The sequence below is a fragment of the Pirellulaceae bacterium genome (assembly GCA_029243025.1).
Classification (GTDB): Bacteria; Planctomycetota; Planctomycetia; order Pirellulales; family Pirellulaceae.
In genome coordinates this window covers 1,092,987-1,117,037 of sequence record JAQWSU010000045.1, presented here as the reverse complement: position 1 = coordinate 1,117,037, position 24,051 = coordinate 1,092,987, and the positions used below count along the sequence as shown (strand labels likewise).

The 24,051-nt window shown below is 52.7% G+C and carries 11 protein-coding genes; 9 read left to right on the top strand and 2 right to left on the bottom strand.

Features of this window, described 5'->3' with window-relative positions:
- The first annotated feature begins 1 nt into the window (after position 1).
- The 9 genes from P8N76_22985 to P8N76_22945 all read left to right on the top strand — a co-directional run bounded on the left by P8N76_22985 (position 2) and on the right by P8N76_22945 (position 20,983).
- Positions 2-808 (top strand): SDR family oxidoreductase, encoded by an 807-nt coding sequence (locus P8N76_22985; GenBank protein ID MDG2384553.1) that lies wholly within the window; start codon positions 2-4, stop codon positions 806-808.
- 48 nt (positions 809-856) lie between these two features.
- Entirely contained in the window at positions 857-2,866 is a 2,010-nt protein-coding gene (locus tag P8N76_22980; GenBank protein ID MDG2384552.1) for a dehydrogenase E1 component subunit alpha/beta, read from the top strand.
- A gap of 46 nt (positions 2,867-2,912) precedes the next feature.
- Complete coding sequence (locus P8N76_22975; GenBank protein ID MDG2384551.1) at positions 2,913-4,316, top strand: 2-oxo acid dehydrogenase subunit E2; 1,404 nt, start codon at positions 2,913-2,915, stop codon at positions 4,314-4,316.
- A gap of 181 nt (positions 4,317-4,497) precedes the next feature.
- Positions 4,498-6,009, top strand: a complete 1,512-nt coding sequence (locus P8N76_22970) for a hypothetical protein (GenBank protein ID MDG2384550.1) — start codon at positions 4,498-4,500, stop codon at positions 6,007-6,009.
- Positions 6,010-6,509: 500 nt separating this feature from the next.
- Positions 6,510-13,826 (top strand): lamin tail domain-containing protein, encoded by a 7,317-nt coding sequence (locus tag P8N76_22965; protein ID MDG2384549.1) that lies wholly within the window; start codon positions 6,510-6,512, stop codon positions 13,824-13,826.
- A gap of 325 nt (positions 13,827-14,151) precedes the next feature.
- Positions 14,152-16,155, top strand: a complete 2,004-nt coding sequence (locus tag P8N76_22960; GenBank protein MDG2384548.1) for a DUF1588 domain-containing protein — start codon at positions 14,152-14,154, stop codon at positions 16,153-16,155.
- A gap of 12 nt (positions 16,156-16,167) precedes the next feature.
- Positions 16,168-17,574 carry a DUF1552 domain-containing protein gene (locus P8N76_22955; GenBank protein MDG2384547.1) on the top strand — a complete coding sequence of 469 codons (1,407 nt, stop codon included), beginning with the start codon at positions 16,168-16,170 and terminating at the stop codon, positions 17,572-17,574.
- 12 nt (positions 17,575-17,586) lie between these two features.
- Entirely contained in the window at positions 17,587-18,705 is a 1,119-nt protein-coding gene (locus P8N76_22950; protein ID MDG2384546.1) for a DUF1080 domain-containing protein, read from the top strand.
- A gap of 55 nt (positions 18,706-18,760) precedes the next feature.
- Entirely contained in the window at positions 18,761-20,983 is a 2,223-nt protein-coding gene (locus tag P8N76_22945) for a DUF1501 domain-containing protein (GenBank protein ID MDG2384545.1), read from the top strand.
- 97 nt (positions 20,984-21,080) lie between these two features.
- Here the strand turns inward: P8N76_22945 and P8N76_22940 are convergent, their stop codons facing one another.
- Positions 21,081-22,418: a right-handed parallel beta-helix repeat-containing protein gene (locus tag P8N76_22940; GenBank protein MDG2384544.1), complete on the bottom strand. Its 1,338-nt coding sequence runs from the start codon at positions 22,416-22,418 to the stop codon at positions 21,081-21,083.
- A gap of 76 nt (positions 22,419-22,494) precedes the next feature.
- Positions 22,495-23,889 (bottom strand): DUF1501 domain-containing protein, encoded by a 1,395-nt coding sequence (locus tag P8N76_22935; GenBank protein MDG2384543.1) that lies wholly within the window; start codon positions 23,887-23,889, stop codon positions 22,495-22,497.
- Positions 23,890-24,051: the final 162 nt, after the last annotated feature.

Below are 24,051 nucleotides of genomic sequence, written 5' to 3'. Positions count from 1 at the left end.
CATGAGTAGTAAACTATTTGACCTCACCGGGAAAGTGGCGGTTGTTTCCGGGGCCGCTCAGGGCTTGGGACAGGCAACATCCTTGGCGTTGGCGGAATGTGGAGCCGATGTTGTGTTGGTTGACCGAAACCTCGCGGGTGCAGAAGAGACTGCCGATCAAATCGAGCACATGGGTCGTAAGACGCTCGTTCAAGCTACGAACGTGTCGGATCCAAATGCGATCGCTGACTTGTTCGATGATGTTGATAATAAATTTGGCCGGGTTGATTTCTTGGGCAACATTGCGGGCGACGGACAGCTTTGTCCCCCCGAAGACCTGCTGATTGATGATCTTCATTGTGTATTGCAAAACTTAGTCGTTGGTCGCTTTGCGATGTGTCAGCAGGCAGGGCGCCGCATGCTGTCGCAGGGATTGGGTTCGATTATGAATATCGGATCACTTGCAAGTTCCACCGCATTGGGACGAGGACATATCGCCTACAGCATGGCGATGGGTGCGGTGATCCAGATGACGCGAGAGTTGAGTACGGAATGGAGCCACCGAGGTGTGCGAGTAAATTGCGTGACGCCGGCCCAGGTCACCAACCCGAGTTTGGTGGAACGAATGAACAACGATCCGACCTTAGAATCACAATTTCTACGCGGTATCCCTGTGGGGCGAATGGGTGCGCCATCCGATATCCAAGCACTCGCTGTGTTGCTTGCTGCCGATTCTTCGACCTGGATTACTGGTGCGATTATTCCCATGGATGGTGGCAATCTGGCCATGAACGCTGGCGGTACGCCAGGGCATCAGGCAAAAGGATGATACACGGGCATGATCAGCCCCGGTATTTTGCAGAGAGGAAACGATGAAGTGACGGATAGGATAGCCAATCGACAGCTAGACGGATTGAGCCGCAATGTGGCTATGTCGCTGTATCGAACGATGCAGATTATTCGTCAAACCGAAGAGGAACTAGCTCGAAGTCATCAAAAAGGATTAGTCCTGGGTGCCTGCCATACGTCTGTAGGACAGGAAGCAGTCGCCGCTGCTGTTTGTGCGCAGCTGAACCGTGATGATGTCGTGTTCAGTACCCATCGTGGGCACGGTCATGCGCTGGCCAAGGGATTAGAACCCGAAAAGTTGATGGCTGAGTTATTTGGTCGTGAAGCGGGTGTGTCGCGCGGTCGTGGGGGTAGCATGCATCTGTTCGCGCCTGAGATTGGTCTGATGGGGACCAGTGGTATTGTCGGTCCTTCCATCCTGCAGGCTTGCGGTGGCGGCTACAGCTTCAAGATTCTGCGGCAAAATAGGGTGGCGGTTGCCTTTTTTGGTGACGGAGCCGTCAACAACGGCGCATTCCACGAAGGCTTGAATATGGCCAGTATCTGGAATCTGCCAGTTATCTTTGTTTGCGAAAATAATCAATTTGCAACCGAGGTTCCTTTTGATTATTCCAGCGGTATTCCTGATGTGGGACGGCGGGCTGAAAATTATGGCATGCCAGGATTCGAAATAGATGGCAATGACGTGATGGCCGTTTACCAGGCAGCTGCCGAGGCCATTGATCGAGCTCGAGCAGGTCAAGGCGCGACCCTGATCGAATGCAAGACGTACCGCACGCGATCGCATGCGGAAGGCATGGTTGATTTCACCTACAGAACCCGTGAAGACGTCGACAAATGGAAGCAGCGTTGTCCGATCCAGGGTTTTACTCAACGGTTGATCGAAGCGGAGCTAGTGACGGAGTCCGAGCTGTCTGAGATTGCTGCCGACGTATCAACCCGCGTCCAACAAGCCTGCATTTCCGCGGAAGCTGCCGGCTGGCCAAAGTCATCCAGCGCCTCAAGACACGTTTACTGTGAAGAACCGTCTCAGCCAGTCGTAGAACTGCCTGACCTGGGTGAGCGAAGGGTCACTTTTGCTGCGGCCACGCATGAAGCACTCGACCAAGAAATGGAGAGGAACTCGACGACTTGGGTGATGGGGGAAGGAATTGGCGTTCGAGGAGGCAACTTTGCGACCACGGTTGGAATGTACGACAAATACGGTGCAGATCGACTTTGCGATACGCCGATTTGCGAGCGGGGATTCGTAGGCCTGGCTTGTGGCGCGGCTATGACGGGAACCCGTCCGGTCGTTGATTTTATGTTTATCGATTTTATCAACGATGCGTTTGGTGAAATCATCAACCAGATCGCCAAAATGCAGTATATGAGTAGTGGTCGATTGAAAATGCCGATCGTGCTTCGTGGCTGTGGAGGCATTGGCCACTCTGCGGCAACGCATCACTCGGGCTTATATCATTCGATCTATTCACACATTCCCGGTTTGCGAGTTGTGATGCCGTCGACGCCGTACGACGCGAAAGGCCTCATGACGCACGCTTTGCGGGGCAATGATCCGGTGCTGTTTTTGGAACATCGTGAGCTAATGGCGAAAAAAGGTCCGGTTCCAGCGGAAGACTTTGAGATACCGTTCGGTTGCGCGAAGCTTGTACGAGAGGGAAGCGATCTGACAATCGTCGCGGTTTCTCTCATGGTCCATCATGCAATCGAAGCGGCTGAGCAATTGTCGGCGCAAGGCGTATCGGCGGAAATCGTCGATCCGCGAACCGTATCGCCACTTGATTTTGAGACGATCCTAAGGTCGGTGGCGAAGACAGGACGTTTGCTGGTTGTTGATGAGGCTTTTGGTCCCTGTAGTCTGACATCCGAAATCGCAGCTCTGGTTTCTGATCAGGGCTTTGATGATCTGGATGCACCAATCAAGCGACTCAATGGTGTATATACGCCAACGCCCTACGCACCGAGTTTGGAGACGGCGGTTGTGCCAGGCGTTGATGATATTGTCCTGGCGGCGCAGCAATTGTCAGAGGAATAGGCTTTGGCAAACTTGATCGGTGAGCCAGATAATCAGGCATGCAATCATGATTGAAATTAGAATTCCCCGCTTGGGTTGGTCGATGGATGAGGGCACGTTGGCTAAGTGGCTCAAGCAGCCAGGAGAGTTCGTCGCTCAGGGGGATTTCATCTTCGAACTCGAGGGTGAAAAGGCCGTGCAGGAAATTGAATCATTTGACTCAGGCGTTCTCTGCATTCCTGCTGACGCGGCCCAGCCTGGCGAAATCGTTCAGGTGGGGCAAGTTATCGGTTTTCTTTTGGCAGCCGACGAGGTGGCTCCCGCAAGCGTCGGTACCCAAGTGAATCGCACCGACAGCAAAAGGGTGGTTGCGGACAACGTCCAGCGGACAAACGACGATGGGATATCGGCTGCTGAATCGCGCCCGCGTGTGGCCGGACCCGCAGCCAGACGACTCGCTCAACAACTTGGAATCGACCTGAATGATATTGCCACACCCGATCCCACAGGGCGTGTTACCTCCGAGGATGTTTTAAAAGCCAAATCATGCAACGACTCTTTCAACCGTACGCAACCAGCGGCGAGCAACTCGCGATTGATTGCTAGCCCTCGGGCGCGTCGTTTCGCTCGCGAACAAGGTGTGGATTTGCGCCAAATCAAGGGCATGGGACGTGGAGGTCGAATCCGCGAACGAGATGTGGATGCATTTATTAAGAGGTTGGGTAGCGCACCCTCCTTGCGGTCGTCCATGGATGCGGCTTTCAAGAAAACGATTTCTCCGACCGTTGCCGGCGTGCATCATCCGGCTGAGAAAATTCGTCAGACGCTTGCGCAGCGGATGTTTGCCGGAGTTCACCAAACCGCACCCGTGACGCTGACGACGAAAGTAGACGCTTCGGCACTGGTTTCGTGTCGCAAGAACTGGCGAGCGGAAAAGCCAGTTTCCAAAACACCAACTTACAATGACATGCTGGTCAAACTTGCAGCGGTCGCCTTGAAAGAACAGTCTCAGCTTAACGCGGTTTGGCATGATGATGGCATCTGGGTTTATGACCAAATCAATCTTGCCATCGGGGTGGATCTGGAAAGCGGATTGGTTGCTCCTGTGATCCGAAATGCCGACCAGTTGACGTTGGCAGAGATCTCGGAATGCTCGGAAACCTTAATTCAACGGGCGAAGTCGGGTAGCTTGTCTCAGAGTGATATCGAAGGTGGCACCTTCACGGTGACGAATCTTGGCATGTTTGAGATCGACAGTTTTACCCCGATTATTAATCTGCCACAGGCAGCGATTCTCGGTGTCGGCCGTATCGTCCAAGAGCCTGTCGTCAGAGATCACCAAATTGTCATTGGCCAGATGTTGACGTTAAGTCTGACTTTTGACCATCGGGTGACGGATGGTGCGCCGGCGGCTCGTTGGTTGCAACGACTTGGCGCGTTGATTCAATCAGCGGACGAAGTTCTCGTTTGATCCTCAGGCATGAGTTCGCCTGAAATGGGTTGGCAGGATTCTAGCCCGTGTGATTGGAGCTGAACTTTTCGGTAGGTGGATCGTTGTTTCAACAATGTTAATTCGTAAATGCGGAGCAGACGCTCTACAATTGGCAGCAGAATTGATCGGCGAATAGCTGGAAATGTTGGTGGAGACTTGAATGATGAACCCAATGATTGTCACTGCGACTGCAGGCTTGCTGATGGGGCTGACGGTCGCGTCTTTCGCCGCAGAATCTCCTGACAAGTCGGTCGTCGATATTGGATCGCGTCGTGAATTGTTTGTCGACGAAGTTCTGGTGGAATCACTGGAAGGTCAGGCTCGGCGAGTCTTGCAGCATCCTACACCGCGCGAAATCGTGCTGGTGTGTGACAAGCCCTGGGAAGGAAATGGCCTGGGTTATATTACGGTGATACAAGATGGAGATCGCTACCGGATGTATTATCGCGGCGGCGACTATCGATATGGCTTAGAGGCAACGCATCCCCAAACCTATTGCTACGCGGAAAGTAAGGATGGTATCCATTGGAGACGGCCGAAAATTGGTTTGATCGAGTTTGCAGGGTCAAAGAATAACAATATTGTTATTTCCGAAGATCAATTTGGCGGTATTGCACATAATTTCAGCCCCTTTATCGATAGCCGACCCGGTGTATCTGCAGACGAACGTTTTAAGGCGATCGGTGGCGCGCCGCTTCATTTGCTCGTTTCCGCCGATGGGATTCAGTGGAAAAAATCACAGGATGCACCCGTGATTACAGAAGGCGCTTTTGATTCCCAAAATCTGGTCTTTTGGGACGCTTATCGAAACACCTATCGCGCTTACCATCGAGAGTTTCGTGACGGGCGTGATATTATGACGGAAACATCCGATGATTTGGTCAAGTGGACGAAGCCCATCTTCTTAAACTACTCACCCAGTCGTGGCGGCCAACTCTACACCAATCAGATTAATCCTTATCATCGAGCCCCGCACATTCTGCTCGGCTTTCCCACTCGCTATGAAGACCGCGGGCGCAGTCCGTCGATGCGCTATCTGCCGCAGTTTGATTATCGTCAAAAACGAGCAGCCGCCTCGCTCAGAGAAGGGACCGCGGTCACGGAAGGGCTATTTATGGCCAGTCGTGATGGACTTAATTTCGAAGTCTGGCAAGAAGCATTTATTCGTCCTGGACTGCGAACGAAGGATAGTTGGTTCTACGGCGACAACTACCAAAATCTGGGATTGGTCGAAACCCGATCGGTTGTAGCCGATGACGCGCCGGATGAGCTGTCGATGTATTTGAATGAGGGCACTCTGCAAAATGGGAAGCCGGCAAAGCTTCGCCGTTACACCCTCCGCATGGATGGGTTTGTGGCAGTCAATGCACCCATGTCGGGCGGGCGTCTGTCAACAAAAACATTGCGTTTTAGCGGCAAGCGGATGTCGATCAACTATTCCAGTTCTGCTCGAGGTGGCATTCGTATCGAAGTCCAGAATGAAAAAGGTGAGCCCGTGCCCGGTTTTGCCATGGAGGATTGCCCCTGGATCTACGGCGATTCGCTCGATCGTCCTGTGGAGTGGATTCGCGACGACCGTGTTGACTCTGACGTGACCTCCTTGTCCGGTCGTCCGATCAAGCTGGTGTTCGAACTTCGCGATGCGGATCTCTTTTCGTTTCAATTTCAATGATCCGTCCGCGATCCACAGCACGGCATCCGCAAGGTTGGCATCGGTGCTGCCGATCGCAAAATCTAGAAAGTTCAAACTCTCAAAATCGTATTTAAGCGATAAACGACTTCTTTTTGTTGGTGCTACAGCCAAACGGTGGCAAGCGTGACGAGTCTTCTGATTCACCCCTGTGGTTGCGTGCCAAGTCACGATCGTTGACACCGTGGGCAATGCAGTGGGGAGTTCGATCCGCTGAGGTGACGCTTGAATGCATCAACGAAGAAAGTTTCGATTTTGTGACGTTTAATTCTTCAAACATCATCGAAACTAACCTTGAGTCTGGGATCTACAGATCGTTTACGCGTTCTGTGAGACGGTGCTGTACAATAGAGGCTGATTCAGAATAAATTAAAAACGGTCAGTTTTTATTAATTTCGACGAATGGTTAACAGCTTGTCTCAGCACGCGTGCTCTCGCATGCGATCGTCGCTTCGTCCTCAGTGTGAGGAGTGTGTCATGAGATGGGTCTGGTTCTCTATTGGGTTGAGAGTAGTCTCGGAGCAGAGGTGACTTTTCGCATGCTGTTTTCTAGTTTTTCCAACCGAGTCAGTTGCCGTCGTATGGCTCGTGCCAAGGCGACTCGAGATTTACGCAGTCACCGCACCAAAAGAACATCCCTCGAGTCGCTTGAGCCGCGAAGGGTGTTAGCTGCCGGTCCGCTGATTACCGAATTTCTGGCGGTCAATGACTCGGAACTTGCCGATGGCGATGGTGTTTTCTCCGATTGGATCGAAATCCATAATCCCACCTCTTCAGCTCTAAGTCTTGATGGTTGGCATTTGACCGACGACCGTGATGATTTAAGCCAATGGTCGTTGCCCAATGTGAATCTGGACGGCGGACAGTATCTGGTCGTATTTGCCTCGGGGCAAGATGTTGATGACTACGTGGATGCGAAGGGGAATTACCATACGAACTTTCGATTGGACGGTGCTGGCGGGGACTTGTTGCTCGTTGAGCCTGGTGGTGTCAATTATGATCCGACCTTTCTCGACTATCCGGAGCAGAGCGCGGACATCAGCTTTGGAATCAGCATTGACGGAGTTAGCGAGACACTCCTTTCGTCATCGGCACCGTTGTCATACCGGGTACCCACGGTTGGCGACCACCCTACGACGTGGACTGGCGTCGATTTCGATGATAGTCAATTTACCCAACAGCAAACGGTTGCTGGTTCAGGCTTACTGATTACTGAGATCACTACGGGTGACGAAACGAAATCGGTGGAGATCCAAAATGTTTCGGACGCGGTGATTGATACCGTTGGTTGGACCGTGGTGATCAATGATCCATCCCAGGGTCCGAGCGGAGTGGCGAATCGTTCTTGGAGTTTGCCTCGATACGTGGATTCCGCCGAAATACTCTATCGCACGGATCAAGTCACCGATCAATATTGGGGGGCTTCGATACCCTGGGAGCTGGACGGATCTGGCTGGGCGATGATTGTGAGCGATGAGGGTGAGGTCCAGGACACGGTGATCTGGGGCTATACGGCGGCCCAGATTGCTACGATTCGTGTTGATGTTGGTCCGCATCAGGCGCTTGTGCTTGCCAATCATTGGCAAGGGGACGGTGCGCCGGTCGGAGCCACGGGCGGTGTGATTACTGACCCCGTCATGATTGGGTCCGGCGCTAATCTGGCCGGGGCAAATGAGATCGATTCACCGGGGGTGCGACTTAACGTCGAACCTGAATATCTTCAGTCGTTGCCTGCAGGGACTTACGACGTCCAGGAGATCTCGATTGCCGCCAGTTCCGATGGCAATGGCAGCCTACGAACATTCCTGGCGGTGGCGACCGGTGGAACCAGCTACCGGACAATCTGGGTGAGTCCAGCGACGTCTCCTGCCGCAGGGAATTCGATCCATGCGGTCAAATATGGAGCGGGAGCGCAACAGTTTACGCTTGATTCCAAAGCGGATGTCTACGCAGGTGCCTGGCACGACGGTAGCGCGAAGGTGCGTTTTAGCAAAACGGCCACAGTGACCAATCACGACAACAGTCCGGTTACGCCGACTCGCGCCGGGCAAACGATTTCGGATTTCAGTCACGGCGCATTAAATGATCGCACGTATGCGTATGAGGTGACCGTAGGCACAGGAGGCAGCGCCACAACGGTCTTAACGCGGACTGGCATTGTCGATGATGATGTGGCCGACAATTTTGTTCGCGCTGACAGCTCGACGCTTGGAACGCAGAACCCAGATTCTGGGCCGTTGTTTGGTGGTGTGGTTCCGACGATCGCTGGCATCGGATTTGGGGGTGGCGATCCGCGTTTGGAGGATTTGATTCAGACCGATGTCGCTGCTGCGATGCAAGGCACGACCCCATCGCTTTGGACTCGTTTCGAGTTCAATTCGGCGGACGTGACGACCTATGATGAACTGACATTGCGCGCTCGTTATGACGACGGATTTCAAGCCTACCTGGATGGAGTGCCATTGGTAGCTCGCAACGCGCCGGCCGATTTGACATTTGACTCGACAGCGACTGCAACGAGGACCCCTGCCGCTGCAATTACGTTTGAGGATATTGATGTCCGAGATGCGCTGTCTCAATTGGCTGCCGGTAATCATGTCCTGGCCGTCCACCTGCTAAACGCTTCCGTGGACGATCCTGACCTCTTGCTTCAGATGGAATTGTTAGCCAGCAGCGAAGGAACGGGGCAGTTTTTTGCAGACGCTACACCGGGTAAGGCGAGTGTGGAGGCGGGCTATAATACGGTTGCCGACACCAAGTTCAGTGCTGACCGGGGATTCTACGATGCGCCCGTCGATGTGAGCATCTCAACCACGACACCGGCTGCGTCGATTATCTATACCTTGGATGGCACTCCCCCAGAAGTGAGTTCCAACGGGACGATCCGTAACGGTCTGGAATACGTCGCTCCGATTACGGTGGCCAGCACGACGACATTGCGTGCACTTGCCTACAAAACAGGTTTGCGATCGAGCAACGTCGATACGCAAACCTATCTATTCCCTAGCGATATCATCAAGCAAACAAGTCGAGCGACGATTAATGCCGGTTTTCCTTCCAGTTGGGGTGGTCGCGGTGCTGACTATGGTTTGGATCCCGATGTGGTAGGTCCGAATGATTCGTATGATGGAATCTATGCGGCGTCGTTTGCAGACGATCTGAAATCGTTGCCCACTATTTCGTTGGTGCTCGACATCGATGATATGTTTGGATCACGCGGTATCTATTCTAACGTCGGCAGTCGGGGGCAAGCCTGGGAACGACCGGTTTCGGCAGAGCTGATTTATCCGGATGGAACCGAAGGTTTTCAGATTGACGCGGGAATTCGGATGCATGGGGGTGCCTCGCGAAGCTTGTCTCGCAAAAATAACATGCGACTGTTGTTTAAGGAGCAGTACGGCGAGACCAAGCTCGACTATCCATGGTTCGGCAACGGCGTTGATCGGTTTGATACCGTCGTGCTGCGAGCACATTTTAATGACGGATGGGGGTGGGGCGGCGCTGGTGGCGATCCACTCTTTGCACGCGACCAATGGCATCGCCAGACCCAGGCTGCGATGGGGCATACGGCGGCAGGCTACGCCTACGCCCATCTTTACATCAATGGGATCTATTGGGGGCTTTATAATCCGAGCGAACGTCCGGATGCGTCCTTTGCCGCACAACATTTGGGGGGTGACAAAACGGAATGGGACGCCATGAATCACAATGGTGTCGTGGATGGAAGTAGTTCAGCCTGGAGCAGAATGCAATCTTTGGCACGGTCCGTGAATACGGCATCCGGAACGGCTTCCAAATGGGCCGCCTATCAACGTTTACAAGGCAATGATTCCAACGGCAACAACGATGCGTCACGAGAAGACTATTTAGACATTGAAAACTATATCGACTACCTGTTGATCAGTTTTTACAGTGGAAATGACGATTGGCCCGGCAGAAATTGGTATGCGGCTCGGCGTCGTGGAGACGAAAGCGAAGGTTATCAGTTTTTTGCTTGGGATAGCGAGATTTCGATGGATCTTAGTAATCGGACTCATCTCAACGAGAACGTGATTCGTGACGCGAACAACCAACCCCAGGACGCAGCACAGGCCTACGGTTCGCTGAGACGGTATGACGAATTCCAACTTGCATTCGCCGATCGAGTGCATAAGCACTTCTTCAATCATGGTGTTTTCTACGTCGATCCGAACAATTCTAACTGGGATCCTGCCAACCCAGAACGAAATATGCCCGCCGCTCGGATGGTGGAAATCACCGATCTGGTCGCGCCAGCCATCGGACCCGAATCGGCTCGCTGGGGAGACCAGCATCGAGGTACCCCGTACACTCGCAATGCAGAATGGCAGAGTAAACTGGATTACATGCTGAGAACCTTTTTCCCGCGGCGTACCGCGATTGTGATGAATCAGCTACGTGCAGAGAACCTTTATCCAGATACGGAGGCCCCTGAGTTCGAAGTTGATGGCGCACGGCAACATGGTGGCGCTGTGCCAGCCGGATCGCGGATCGGACTGGATAATCCGAACGGTGGCCAGGGAACGATCTGGTTTACGACCGACGGCAGCGATCCGCGTCAACCGGGCGGAGCGGTCAATGCGACTAGCGCGACTCGGTTCACGGAGTCATTTTCGCTCATCGAATCGGGGACCTTAAAGGCACGCACGTTGATCGGTACGGAATGGAGCGCCCTCACGGAAGCATTCTTTACATTTGACCAATCGGGAATGCGAGTTTCGGAGGTTCACTTTAATCCGGCCGAACCGACAGCAGCAGAACTTGCGATCAATCCCTCGTTTGACAACGATGATTTTGAGTTTATCGAGTTCGTGAACGTCGGGGATGCGACGATCAATCTGGAGGGTGTCCAGTTGGTCGATGGTGTGGAATTCCAGTTTTCCGACAGTCCCACAAATCGCCTGACTCCCAGCCAACGGGTTGTTGTTGTCAGCAACATGGAAGCGTTTTCGATACGCTATGCGGATGTTCTCGATTCGATTACGATTGCCGGCGAGTACGCAGGATCGCTCAATAACGGCGGTGAAATCGTGCAAGCGGTGGACGTATTAGGCGAAACGCTATTCGAATTCGATTATCAAGATGACTGGTTCGGACTTGTCGATGGCGAGGGATATTCTTTGACCATTCGCAATCCAAGTGACACGAGCACAGAACTTGATGATGCCGCTGCTTGGCGAACAAGTCGTTTGATAGGGGGATCGCCTGGTGACGCAGATACGGGTGTGGATGCTGCGGGACTCGTCATTCATGAGTTGTTGGCAACGAGTAATGGGAGCGGCTGGTTAGAACTGCACAATGCGACGGGACAGTCGATCGATATTGGTCACTGGTACCTCGCTGATTCGGCAGAACAACTGCGGAAATATCAATTCCTGGCGGGAACAACGGTGCCAGCAAGGGGGTATCTGGTGGTCGATGAGGCGACGCAGTTTGGCAACGGAAGCACCGATCCTGGCGCGCTGGAACCGTTTGGACTAAGTCGCTTTGGTGGTCAGATTTATTTGAGCGGTGGCGATCAGCAGGGCCGTTTGCTCGGCTATCGAGAAGATCAGGCGTATGCGAGTGCCGAGGTGGGAGTGTCGCTAGGACGATATGTGAAGTCGACCTCGGCGACGGACTTTGTTCGACTGCAGTCACCCACTGCCGGTGCAGCCAATGATGAGCCGATCGTGGGACCAGTCGTAATCAATGAAGTCATGTACCATCCTGTCTCGGATGAATCAGAATTTATCGAACTATGGAATACCTCCGAGACTCCCTTGCAACTCGGCAAGGGACTGGGACGTTCCTGGCGAGTTCGCGGTGCGATTGACTTCGAATTTTCTTCAGAAGCGCAGCTCGCGGCGGGTGGCTTCGGCGTTTTGTTGCAGCAATCCGAGGCGGGTGATCCGACGGCGGATGAAGCGGCGTTCCGCCTTCGTCATCGAATTGATGCGTCCGTGCCAATCTGGACCTATTCGGCAGAGATCCATGGCAATTTGAACAATGATGGCGAAAAGATTTTTCTCGAAATGCCTATCGAGGATCTGCCTTTGGGTGCTTACGGAATCGTGGATGCGGTGAAGTACAACGATCAGCTGCCCTGGGCCTTGCAACCCGATGGGCTTGGACCTTCCTTGAGTCGATTTGATGGGTCGGCCTATGGGAACGATGTTGCGAGTTGGGGCGTATCTACTAGCGGTGGAACACCGGGCCGCGAAAATGCATATGAGGATACGACACCGCCAACACAACCGACCGATCTGGTGGGTCGGGTCGAAAATTCGTCTACTGTCGCGTTAGCCTGGACCGCATCAAGTGATGATGAAAGTGGTATCGATCACTATCGAATCTATCGTGATGGGCAGGTGGTGGGTACGTCAGTCGTCACTCGATTTACCGGCGATCTACAGTTTTCATCATCGGCTCCCAATCGATATCGAGTTGCTGCAGTCAACGGTGACGGACTCGAAGGTGAAGCGACGTTGGAATCCGTTGTTTTTGGTGCGCAAGTCGCCGCGTTTCAACAGGGTGCCAACGGTTACCGTGGAGCTAGCGACGCAGAAATTCGCGAAGGTGATCCAGATAGCAATAACGGATTGACAGATCGTGACTTAGAGGTTGACGGTGAAGACGGTGGAACCGAACTTTCCATTCTTCTTCGTTGGGATGATTTGAGTGTTCCGGCAGATGCCGTTGTCGTGGGAGCCTTCATCAGCCTGGACGTGTCCAATCCCGGTGATGAATATAGCGTCTATCAGATGCGGAAAGATTGGAATGAGTCCCAAGTAACCTGGAATAATTCCACCACCGGTCAGTCATGGCAAGTCGGTGGCGCACGTGGTGCGTCCGATCGCGGATCGCAGGTCGGTACCTTGAATGGCTCAAATGGGACGGTTGTCATCGATATGAACCCATCTGGGCTGGCGATGGTTCAGTCATGGCTCGCCAATCCAGCGGCTAGCAATCATGGGGTTGTGATCGCGAATCCACAACGCGCAACGGACGGAGTCGATCTCTATTCCCGTGAGCATTCAACGGTTAGTCAACGCCCAAAATTGAGCATTCTCTATTCACCCGCGCCGAGGCCTTCAAAGCCCGGTGACTTTAATCTGGACGAAGCGGTCGATGATGCTGACATCGCGATGTTAGTTACCGCGATTTTTACGGGTTCGACAGATCCGGCCTTCAATGTCGATGGGAATGGAGTCATCGACACGCAAGACTACGATCATTTGGTGCGAAAAGTTTTGCAGGTGCCATATGGTGACGCAACACTCGATGGAAAATTCGATTCAGCAGATCTGGTAGCCGTATTTCAAGCGGGTGAGTACGAAGATGGAATTGCGGCCAATTCGACCTGGGCCAGCGGCGATTGGAACGGAGATCAAGAATTCAGCTCCGGAGATCTCGTCAAGGCATTTCAGGAGGGCGCGTACCAGCAGGCTGCTCGACCTATCGCAGCGATGGTTGCGGAATCGTCAACTGCCGTTCCTGATTTTGGATTACCCCAGATCGCTGCCAAATTTGATGGCGTGATCGATCGACTTGCGTCTGCACTCACAAGTCGCAGTGATCAGTCGAGTGGAAGTCTGGACGAGGGAAAACTAAGGGACGAAGCTGTTCGACAACTTCAACAAGAGTCGAACAATCGCACGGTAGATCAGCTGGACGATGTTTCCAAGAACGACAGCTTATTTCGGGAAGCACGTCAGTCGAGTCAACGCGCGGTTGAGCCTGTCGCGTCATCGAAGCTGTCTCTTCTTCCGCTCGATTCATCGCCGAAGAAGAAAATCTGAATTCGTTGACTCGGCTTCTTCGCAGAATGACGGCCGCTCACACGTTGAAAGACGGATCGTCACTGGGATTTTGCCTTGCAGGCGAAATCGACCGACCGACGATCGGCGTTAAACGCTGTCTGGGCGTATTGCCCCGCAGTGGCAGCATACGAGAAGTTCTAAGTTGCTCGTGTTCTATCAATCGAACGATCTGCCTCGATTTCGTTGAGTTTTCTCGTATTTGTCTCAATCATTAGAATTTCTATTCGGTATCGATTTCAGTTAAGATGGTGTGCAGCAATTGCTGGCTGATTAAGCAACTTGTAGCCAAATGGAACCGTACTCGATGATGAAAGTGACCTTCAGCACGGTAATCGCTTCCAGTGTGATGTTGTTTTCGATGGGCGCAACGGCCCAGGAAACACCCGCTTCGGCAGACTCTCCGCAGCTTTTTATGCAAACGTTTTGCATCGACTGTCATAATGATCAGGAGCAAAATGGGGAGATTAACCTGCAGTCGTTGTTGCGGGATCCCAGCCGACTGGACCGTCAACTGTTGTTGTCTGTTTATGATCAGATCAACCTGGAGCAGATGCCACCCGCTGACGCGGATCGGCCAACTATTGCTGAGCGCGCCAAGATGCTGGGCTCGCTGGACGGACTGATCCAGGCAAGCGGAGCCGTTGCGATCGACAAAAAGTTACTTCCTGGCTACGGGAACTATGTTGACCATGACAGTCTCTTTAAAACTCGGCTGACCAAGTCGCAGCCGGCGGCGGCAGCTCGTATTTGGAGATATAGTCCAGAGACGTTTTCGGCTCGAGTAAATCGTATTGTGGGGCGAGATGTTATCAAGTTCATTCCGGTCGCGACTTTTCCGGTTCCACAGAAAGGGCTGAAGCATCCGGCTTTTCCGTACAAAGGTCCAGCTCACACCGCAAAGGATTACGCCCACATCCATGACTTTGGTTTGACAGAGACGGAGCTACTCATCGGCCTTGCAGAAGAACTCGCTGAGGCACAGCTTGCCTCGGGTAGCTTGCGGGATTATCGGATATTGCCAGCTGGCGATGCTCAGTGGAGTCAAATTCTCGACGAGCATTTTCAAAAACTATATCACCGAGATGCGACCGCTACGGAAAAAAAGTCGCTGTTGGATCTTCAGAAAAAGTTGGTAAAAATAGCCAGTATCGAGCGGGCCAATCAGGCGATGATTGCGGCCACCTACCTACGACCCGAGTCGTTGTTTCGGTTTGAAATCGGTGGCGAGCCTTCTGCCTCAGGCGATCGAGCAGGTTTGACACCACTGCAGTACGCTTGTGCCGTCGGATTTGCCCTTAATCGTACAGGTCCGACTCCAGATCTTGTGCGAGCATCGGAAGGTTATGAAAGAAAATCCAAGGCTGAGTTGAAGGACGTGATTTGGCCGTTTTTGCAAACAAATGCGGCGCATCAACGGGTTCTGCGTTTCATGGAAGAGTATTTTGAGTACGGGAATGCTGCCTTTGTCTTTAAGGACAAGCATCATCGCCGCTACCGCCCCGGTTGGATGATGGAGGATGTCGAAAAATTTGTTGCTCGAATTGTCGAACAGGACCGCGACGTTCTGAAGCAATTGCTAACATCGAGTGAATACAATGTGAGGGGCGCCTTCAATACGAATTTTGCGCCGAAGTGGTTTCAAGATGAAACGAACGGGCATCTCTTCTACCACACTTGTTACAATCTCGCGAAAGAAGATTTGGGGAAAGATCCCGGCTGGCGAGACTTTTCGCAGGAACGAGCCGGTATCCTCTGTCATCCGGCTTGGTTGATTGCATTCTCGGATAACACCAAAAATCACGCCATTCAACGTGGGCGCTGGATCCAGACGAAGCTTCTGGGGGGGGTGATTCCCGATACGCCGGTCGAAGTTGACGCGAGATTTCCCGAAGATCCCACATTGACTCTTAGGGGCAAAATGCAGGTCGTACGGCAGGATGACTGTTGGGGATGCCATCAACGAATGGATCCGTTGGGATTGCCTTTCGAACAATTTGATTTGTGGGGCCGGCATCGAACGCAAGAACTTGACCAACCCGTGAACACGACAGGTGTTTTGAATGGCGAAGTGGTCAAAGATCCGATCGAATTGTTGCAGCGCTTGGCCGATTCGAAACGTGTGCATCAGGTGTTCTTGCGACATACTTTCCGCTTCTTCTGCGGACGCAATGAAACCTTAAGTGATGCCCAAACATTAAGAGATATGGAAGTCGCCTATCACCAACACGAGGGCAGTCTGAAAGAGTCCCTGTTAGAATTGCTGGTTTCAGATTCGTTTATACAGCGTCAGGGTTTACCTTCCCAGTAATGAGTCAAGGCTATGAAAGAAAAACCTTTTCAACAGCAAAACGGCGAGGCCGGTTGTCCCGGGTTTCTTACCCGCAAAGAGTTTCTACGTGGGGTCAGTCTCTCAGCTGCCGGATCGGTGCTGCTGAATCCGTTGATCGGGAGGCTTCATGCCGAGGTTGAGGGTCACGGACAACCCACTCGCTTTTTGTTCGTGTTGGAGGGCAACGGTTGCCCGCCCAATCAGGTGCACCCGACCAACCTGACGCTCACGCCCATCGGTGAGAGGAAACAGACCGTCGAGGAGCAGATCGATCCCAGCCATCTCCCCGTATCACTGCAGCCGGTGGCCGATTATGTAAACCGCATGTTGATCTTACAAGGAATCTCTGGCCGTATTTGTGGTGGTGGACACTCGACCTATTTTGGAGCTTTGGGGTGTTTCAACACACGGGAAGGCAAACACATTCTGGGTCCAACTGTCGATTATGAATTAGGACGCCAGAACGCGACGCTGTTTAAGAATATTGTGTTGGGGATTTCGCAACGGGCAAACCTGGATATCGTGTTCAACAGTTCGGCTTCGGGTGCCAACAGTCCAATCGCGACGATTTGTAATCCGGTGACCGCCTATAAACGCATGTTTGCGGCGATCGGCGATCAAAAAAACCTGGGAGTAAAAACCAGTTTATTGGATTATGTGAAAGATGATATTCGAACGGTTCAAAACCGCTTGGGCGCGGTGGAGAAGGAGAAGTTGGACCGCTATCTCGCGGCCTATGAGCAAATCGGGCATCGGCATTCCGCCATCGCGGATCTGGATCTGGCGGTCAAGGGTCGAGTGGCACCACTGACGGATAAATATCTTTCGAGTAATCCGGTTGATCGACTCGAGTGTCATTTTGAAATGGCGACTTCTGCTCTGGTCAGTGGTCTGACCAATGTTGCCACTATCGCCTCAGGAGTTGGCCATCAGGATTTTTCGATTGTGTTTGATAAATTGGGCGTTGGACTGGAAAAACACTCAATCGGTCATGCGCTTTACAACCAAGAAACTGTCGCAATCGAAGCTTCACAAACGATACGAACATTTCACTTTGATCTGATCGCACGAACACTAAAAATGCTGGAAACTATCCCAGAGGGATCTGGGACGATGCTTGATAACACGCTGATCGTTTATTTGAGCGATGCTGCCAACGAACATCATACGAAGTGTGTGGAATGGCCTTACGTCATTCTCGGTGGTCATCCTCGGATCAAGTTGGGGGGGCGATGTCTTACCTATGCGGATGTCGATCGCCGAGGCCACCGTACGGTCAATACGATTCACAATACGTTGCTGTACGCGTCGGGGCGCCCGGTGGATCACTTTGGATTGAAGATTCCCGGATTGGAGCAAGGTATCCAGGAAGGTCCCCTCAGTGAAGTTCTCATTTAACCGAGTGCCAAGATGATACGTTACCTCCTTGTGGCCACAGTCTTAGAGTGCGTTCTTGGTTCAATCCAGGTGCGGGGCGACGATCCCCTCGTGTGGCGCGGTGGTATTCATGGGAGAGAATTTTCTGAGGTAGGTCGACTCTACGTTGGACGTGACAAGCTGATTCATTTCAGGACAAACCAACGGCTTTATTACTTCTCCCACATGTATTACATCTGGGATGCTTTGCAAAAGTCGGAAGCGGTGGTGGATGGGAAAGTCATCTATGACAAACCGATCCGGATCAGCGGGAATTACTCCAAAGCAGGTGCCGTCTATAATTTTCTCGAGGAGGCGGCTCTGCGCGGTAGTCAGATTGTCTGGATTGATCGCGTCGAAAAGGTCGAACTGCCTGCGAAGCAGCCGACGGTAACGTCCCTTTTCGATGGCAATAGTCTTACGGGGTGGTCGATGACTCCCTCAGCCCCAGAAACGCCGGCGGCTTGGGAAGTCGTGGATCAGACGATCGCGGCTGTCAATTCGTCGAGTCGTGTTGGGGCGACGTTGATGAGTCAGTCGAGCTTTAGCGATTTTGAACTTTGCTTTGAATACCGTTCATCGTGGGGTATTTCTGCAAGTGTTCTCCTTCGCGCCGATGAAGTGGGCGACGGAATTGCACTCAGTCTCGACCACATCGACGAAGGCATTGTGGGTTTTCCAAAGTCCGCAACCGGCGCCTCTCGCCCCTTTCTGGTAGTCGAATCTCGTGAGCAACGCGGTGTTGGTGCGGCGACGCATGATCATGTTCAATTCGATGGCAGGGTGAATTACGACGGTCTGTCCAGAGACAAGCTACTGGACTGCTGTAAGCTAAGCGAGTTTCTGAATGAATGGGACGGTGCTTACTGGAATCTAGTCAAGGTTCGTTGTGTTGGATCTGATCCGGAGATTACCGTTTGGATCAATGGATTCAAGATAAATCGATTCAAAGCAAGCTCCGTCTCCATGCAAGAAGAAAAGCCTGATCACCTCGGTGCGATCGATAAATTCGTGGTTCACCCTTCTGGCCATGTCGGATTTTCCATTCACTCAAAGCAGTCAGCCGAAACGAATTTCTTACTGCGAGAAGTGCGTGTCACGGCAGCAGAATAACTTTACTGATTCGATTGACAGGATCCAATGAAATACTTCTCGATTTAGGACCTTGATGATGTTTGATCAGTTTGAGCTTCCACAGATAACGCGACGCAGTCTGCTTCGTTTCGGAATTGGATCTGCTGTGGGGCTTCCTCTCAACAGCGCGCTGCAACGGGCCTTTGCTCATTCTCAAACAAAAGGTGGCAAGGCACGATCGGTTATTTTGTTGTTTACGTGGGGAGGAATGAGCCATCTTGATACTTGGGACATGAAACCGAAAGCTTCGTCAGACATTCGCGGAGAATTCAATTCGATTTCCACTTCTGTTAACGGTCTGCGCATCTGTGAGCACTTACCGTTGATGTCGCAGCAAATGCATCATCTTGCGCTCGTGCGTAGCGTTCACCATCAGGCGACTGATCATCGCAAGGCAGCTTACTGGAGTCTTACCGGGCATCCTCCGACGGTGTTTGGAGTCGAACCTGTCCAGCTTCCCTCACGAAACGATTGGCCTTGCATTGGTTCGCAAGTGGCCAAGGCACTTGATCGTGATTATTCGAACAATCCAAGCAGCAGTGCCGCCTCGATTGTCGACGACGCAATCGATCAGGATGGGGAATTGACGGTACCAACGCCTCACGAAGACTCACCCCCCCTGAAGGCTCCAATTATCCAATCAACAAGTCTCAGTACCGACGTACTTGGTCCTGGCAGATATTCAACGGGAAATTTTGACCGACAAGATGGCTATACCAACAACGATACGGTTGAACTGATTGGGAAGATATCCTTGGCATCACAGGATCGTTGTCCCTTAACACGGCAGTTAGATGGCCCAGTGGCCGATTTTAGTCCGTACCTGGCCGGCGATAGCACGGCGGGTGATTGGGGAAGTGATACCCATGGGAGAGGTGGAAACCTTTTTCTACCGGGCGCCGGCGAGTCGAACGTGCCGCAGCCCGGCTTCGGAGCCCACGCTAACAAGTTCATCACATTCGACTTGACCGCCGTCCGGCGAAAACAGTTCGCGAATCAAACGGGACATTGGAAATTGACAGGATTTGTTGGCGTGAATGGAGCGCCCAGTGTGCCGGCTCACGCCGCGATTCAAGCGGGCGTCTGGATTGACGGAAAGCCTGTCGATGTGAGTGAACAGCGCGCTCAAATGGAATTACCTCATGGAATCGATCTGTTCATTGAATCGGATCGGCGTTGGCTAACGCTTGCCATGTTAAATGGTCCTGACTCAACTCTTTACGATGATGTGGCCCTCCGAGATCTCAAGCTTTCGCTGATTGAAGGTGATCTTCCACCGGAAGCGTTCGAACGAAAGGTCAAACAACCACCGGCAGAACCTGAGTTGGAACCGAGAGCGGTTAACGACAAGATTGCTGCGGCGCTGCCAAAGACGATCAGCATGCCGTACCCTGTATCTGACCGCGGAGTGTTAAACGGCCAATTTGGTGGGTTTCTTGGAGATACGTTTGATCCTGTTTTCATTCGCCCCAAGCGAGGACGACCATTCAAAGGGTTGTCGCGACAAACGGGGCATGTAGATCTAGGACCTGTTGGTGGCATTGGCCGATCGCGATTTCGAGCACGAATCAAGCTTCTGGAGAATCTTGAAGGAACTTACTTTAGCCCGTCTGATTTCGCAAATACTAGTCACAAACGAACCCAGGCAATCAATATGCTCATGTCGCCAACGGTACAAGAAGCATTTGATTTGCGGCGTGAGCCACATAAGTTGCGTGAAGCTTACGGAAACCATGTCTGCGGTCAAAGTGTGCTTCAGGCGCGACGTCTTGCAGAAGCGGGTGTGCCCTTGATCACCGTTTATTGTTCTTCCGGTGATCTGAACAGCGGTCAAGGTGATCACTGGGATACGCACGGAAATAATTTTGTGCGATTGAAGTCGGATTTGTTGCCTCCCATCGATCGAGCGGCAAGTGCCTTGTTAGCTGATTTGCACGAGCGGGGACGGCTCGACGACATCATGGTTGTCATGTTGGGTGAATTTGGCCGCACACCGAAAATTAACGGTTCCGCAGGCCGCGATCACTTTCCCGGGTGTTATTCGATGTGGTTTGCTGGCGGTGGTATCCAGGGAGGGCAGGTTTACGGCAGCTCCGATGCCAACGGGATCGAACCTCTCGACGATCCGTGCACGCCCGAAGATCTGCACGCGACGATCTTTCATGCATTAGGCATCGATCCGACTTTTACCATTCACGATTTAGAAGATCGCCCGTTACCGCTCAGCGACGGTACCGCCCTGCCCTTGTTTGGATAGAATTCAGCCGCGATTGCCAGTTGTCGCTTTGAGTTGGCACACGATGCGAGTGGCCGATGAGTCAATCGTTTCGTCACGGGTGACGGTGAATCGATTGCTAACTACGATCGCGCTGGTCATCCACATCCCGCGAGAATCCCGCGAACAGATTATTCTTTAAAGAGATTTCACCGGCTTGTTTTCCAATGCGAATGCCGATCCGGTGCATCGGGGCTCGCGTTTCGCGGATTTGATTATCGATGATTCGCAGATCTCGGGTTTTTCCCTTAATGTCAATGGCGACGCCGTTTGCGCCGCCACTGTTCACAATTCGATTGGCTTCCACCAAATTGCGATTTGGCCAGAAATCACGGCCACGCGCGTCATCGCGAAATAGAATGCCAACCTTTCCGCTATTAGTGATTTGGTTGTTGCGCATCACATTGTCCGTATCGGCGTGCCCAATCGAAATTCCAAAACTTCGGTTGGCATCGATGCGGTTTGCCGTCGCCAAGCCGTACTTTACACCCCAACACCAGAAAAGTCCGAGGTTGTTTCGGTTCAAATCGTTGTTGCGGATCAACGGCCGTTGGGAACCAGATCCGGGATGCAGTCCGAGATCCGTATTGTCGTGACAGTGACAGTTTTCTACCACAACATCATGGCAGATCTGAAAACTAATGCCGTCCCCGTTGTAGTTCCGAGCGGTGACGCGTTTCAAAGTGTATCGATTGCAATCTTGGAGAAAGATGCAGCCCCCGAAATTACCGTTCAGATTCTCATTGTTTTCGCGGTTGCCATCGAGAGTCAGATTTTCGATGACCACGTCGGCTGTCCGTTCGCTCGTGAACAGTGGGAAAAGTGAAGCAGCGGTCGGTTTGCCTGCTAACCAAAGGTTTTTGCGTAAGCCGTTATTCAGCTTGAAGCGGTTGCCAGATCGAGCGACCAAGGTGCGCTTGATTACAATGGCTTCACCACTATCGGGATTCTTCGCCCGTAAGACGACGCCGTCGCCCACGCGGAACGCTTGATTTTGTAGCGTAATTTCCTGGTCGTACCAATCCGAGTCATCAGCGAGCTCAACGGATTCAGAGCTGATTTTCGTGATCACACTCTCTTCCCCCGAGCCGATAATTCGAAGCTTGGAGGGTAACGAGACTGCGTTGCGCAATCGGTACGTACCAGGCAGGATTCGGACGGTTCCTCCTCCTAAACGAGCGACGTAGTCGACGGCCGCCTGCAGGACTTTGTCGTCGTTACCGACTAAATCCGCTGACTTTGGACCGACGGTGACAGTCAACCGTTCTGACCACTCCGGTTCGTATCGATGATCTCCGTCAGTCGCACGAGGATGAGTGACTTGTGGGGGGTCTGCTCCCCAAGCAGAGCGACCACGGATGCCCGCCGCAGATGCTCCCAACACTGCCAGAAAATCTCGTCGGCTCGATCGATGCATCGAAACTTCCCCGGGGCAATAGGAATGGCGGTGTCTGATTAGCCAATCAGGTGAAAGGTGATCGGTGCTATGAATATCAAGCTAATTCAGGAATCGGTCGACCACCCTCAACAACAATCGGTACAGGGCGACCGGTAGGATCGGTCCAATGGGCGTTCAGGTCAACGCCCAAATGCTTGTAGGTTGTCGCCGCGAGATCTTGGGGTCGTACCGGACTGCTCGCAATTGCACCCCCGTGCGAATCCGTCGAGCCAATCACCTGTCCGTGATTGAGTCCACCGCCGGCCATGATCATTGACATCACGTTTGTCCAATGATCGCGACCCGCATCCTTGTTGATCATCGGTGATCGTCCAAATTCTCCCATCATCATCACGAGTGTGTTGTCTAACAGTCCTCGCGATTCGAGATCGTTGACCAGCGCGAAAATTACTTGGTCGACTCGTGGTAAAAGTGGGGTGAGTCCCTTCTGGATTCCACCCCAACGAACGTTGTCGCCATGGTGGTCAAAGTAACCCCAAGCACCGCTTACGAGCACAAAGGTAACACCGGCTTCGACAAGTCTTCGTGCAAGTAGCGCTTTCTCACCGATACTTGTTGATCCATATGCTTCGCGCGTGGTTGTCGACTCGGCGCCAAGATCGAATGCTCGTTGCACCTTGCCCGATTTTACCATCTCGTAGGCTTGTCGAGTAAAGCGATCGACACGGTCCAGGGTTCGATTGTTGTCGACGCGGCGGTCAAATCGATCCAGCGCCTGGCGTAATCGATCGCGATCTTGTAGATGCTTGACGTTGATTCCCGCCGGCATTCCAAAGCGACCATTCAATTTATGACCTTTGACGGGCGCGTATTGATTCCCCATCTTGCCCGCTTCCCAAACATCGGAGCTCCAACTGTTGGCGAGACCTACGAAAGGCGGCATGTGTGTATCGTTTGCGCCGCGGAATCTGGAAGCGACGGAACCCATGGCCGGGTAGCCATCGCCGTCCCGACCGTCATTGGTACGCCGTGCCAGTGGATTGCCCGTCTGCATGGTAATCGGCGTGTGGTCACTCGCTCGGCAGTCGACTGAGCGGATGATCGACAATTTGTCGGCAATTGACGCCTGGCGTGGAAGGTGCTCGCTCAGACGAACTCCGGGAAGTCGAGTCGGGATGGTTCGATAGGGACCACGGATTTCGCTGGGAGCCGTTGGCTTGGGATCCCACATGTCGATATGGCTCGGACCCCCGGATAACCAGAACAGGATGACTGCTTTCCGCTCGCCATCCTTAGGGTCTTGAGGATTCGAGGATGCCTGGGCCGTCGACTGCAAATTGAGCAGTGGCGGTAGAGACAAACTGCCGAATCCTGCTGCGCTCGTTTGCAGAAACCAACGGCGAGATCCCACACGGATTAGCGGATTGGGTAGTCCGTGGGATGCTAGTCCGTGGGATGCCATCACTTTGAGGTCGGAGAATGATCGCATGAGGAGGTCCTGCATTTCATCTTCCGGTGCTAATTTGCGAGTGGCGATCGACCCAGATCGTGAAATCAGCCGGTGTGTTTGGTGCCCACAAAGCCGCGACTCCTTCGTGCCCTACAAAGGCTAGCGTAGTTCAGTTTTAACCGATCTAAGAAGGCTGTTTTC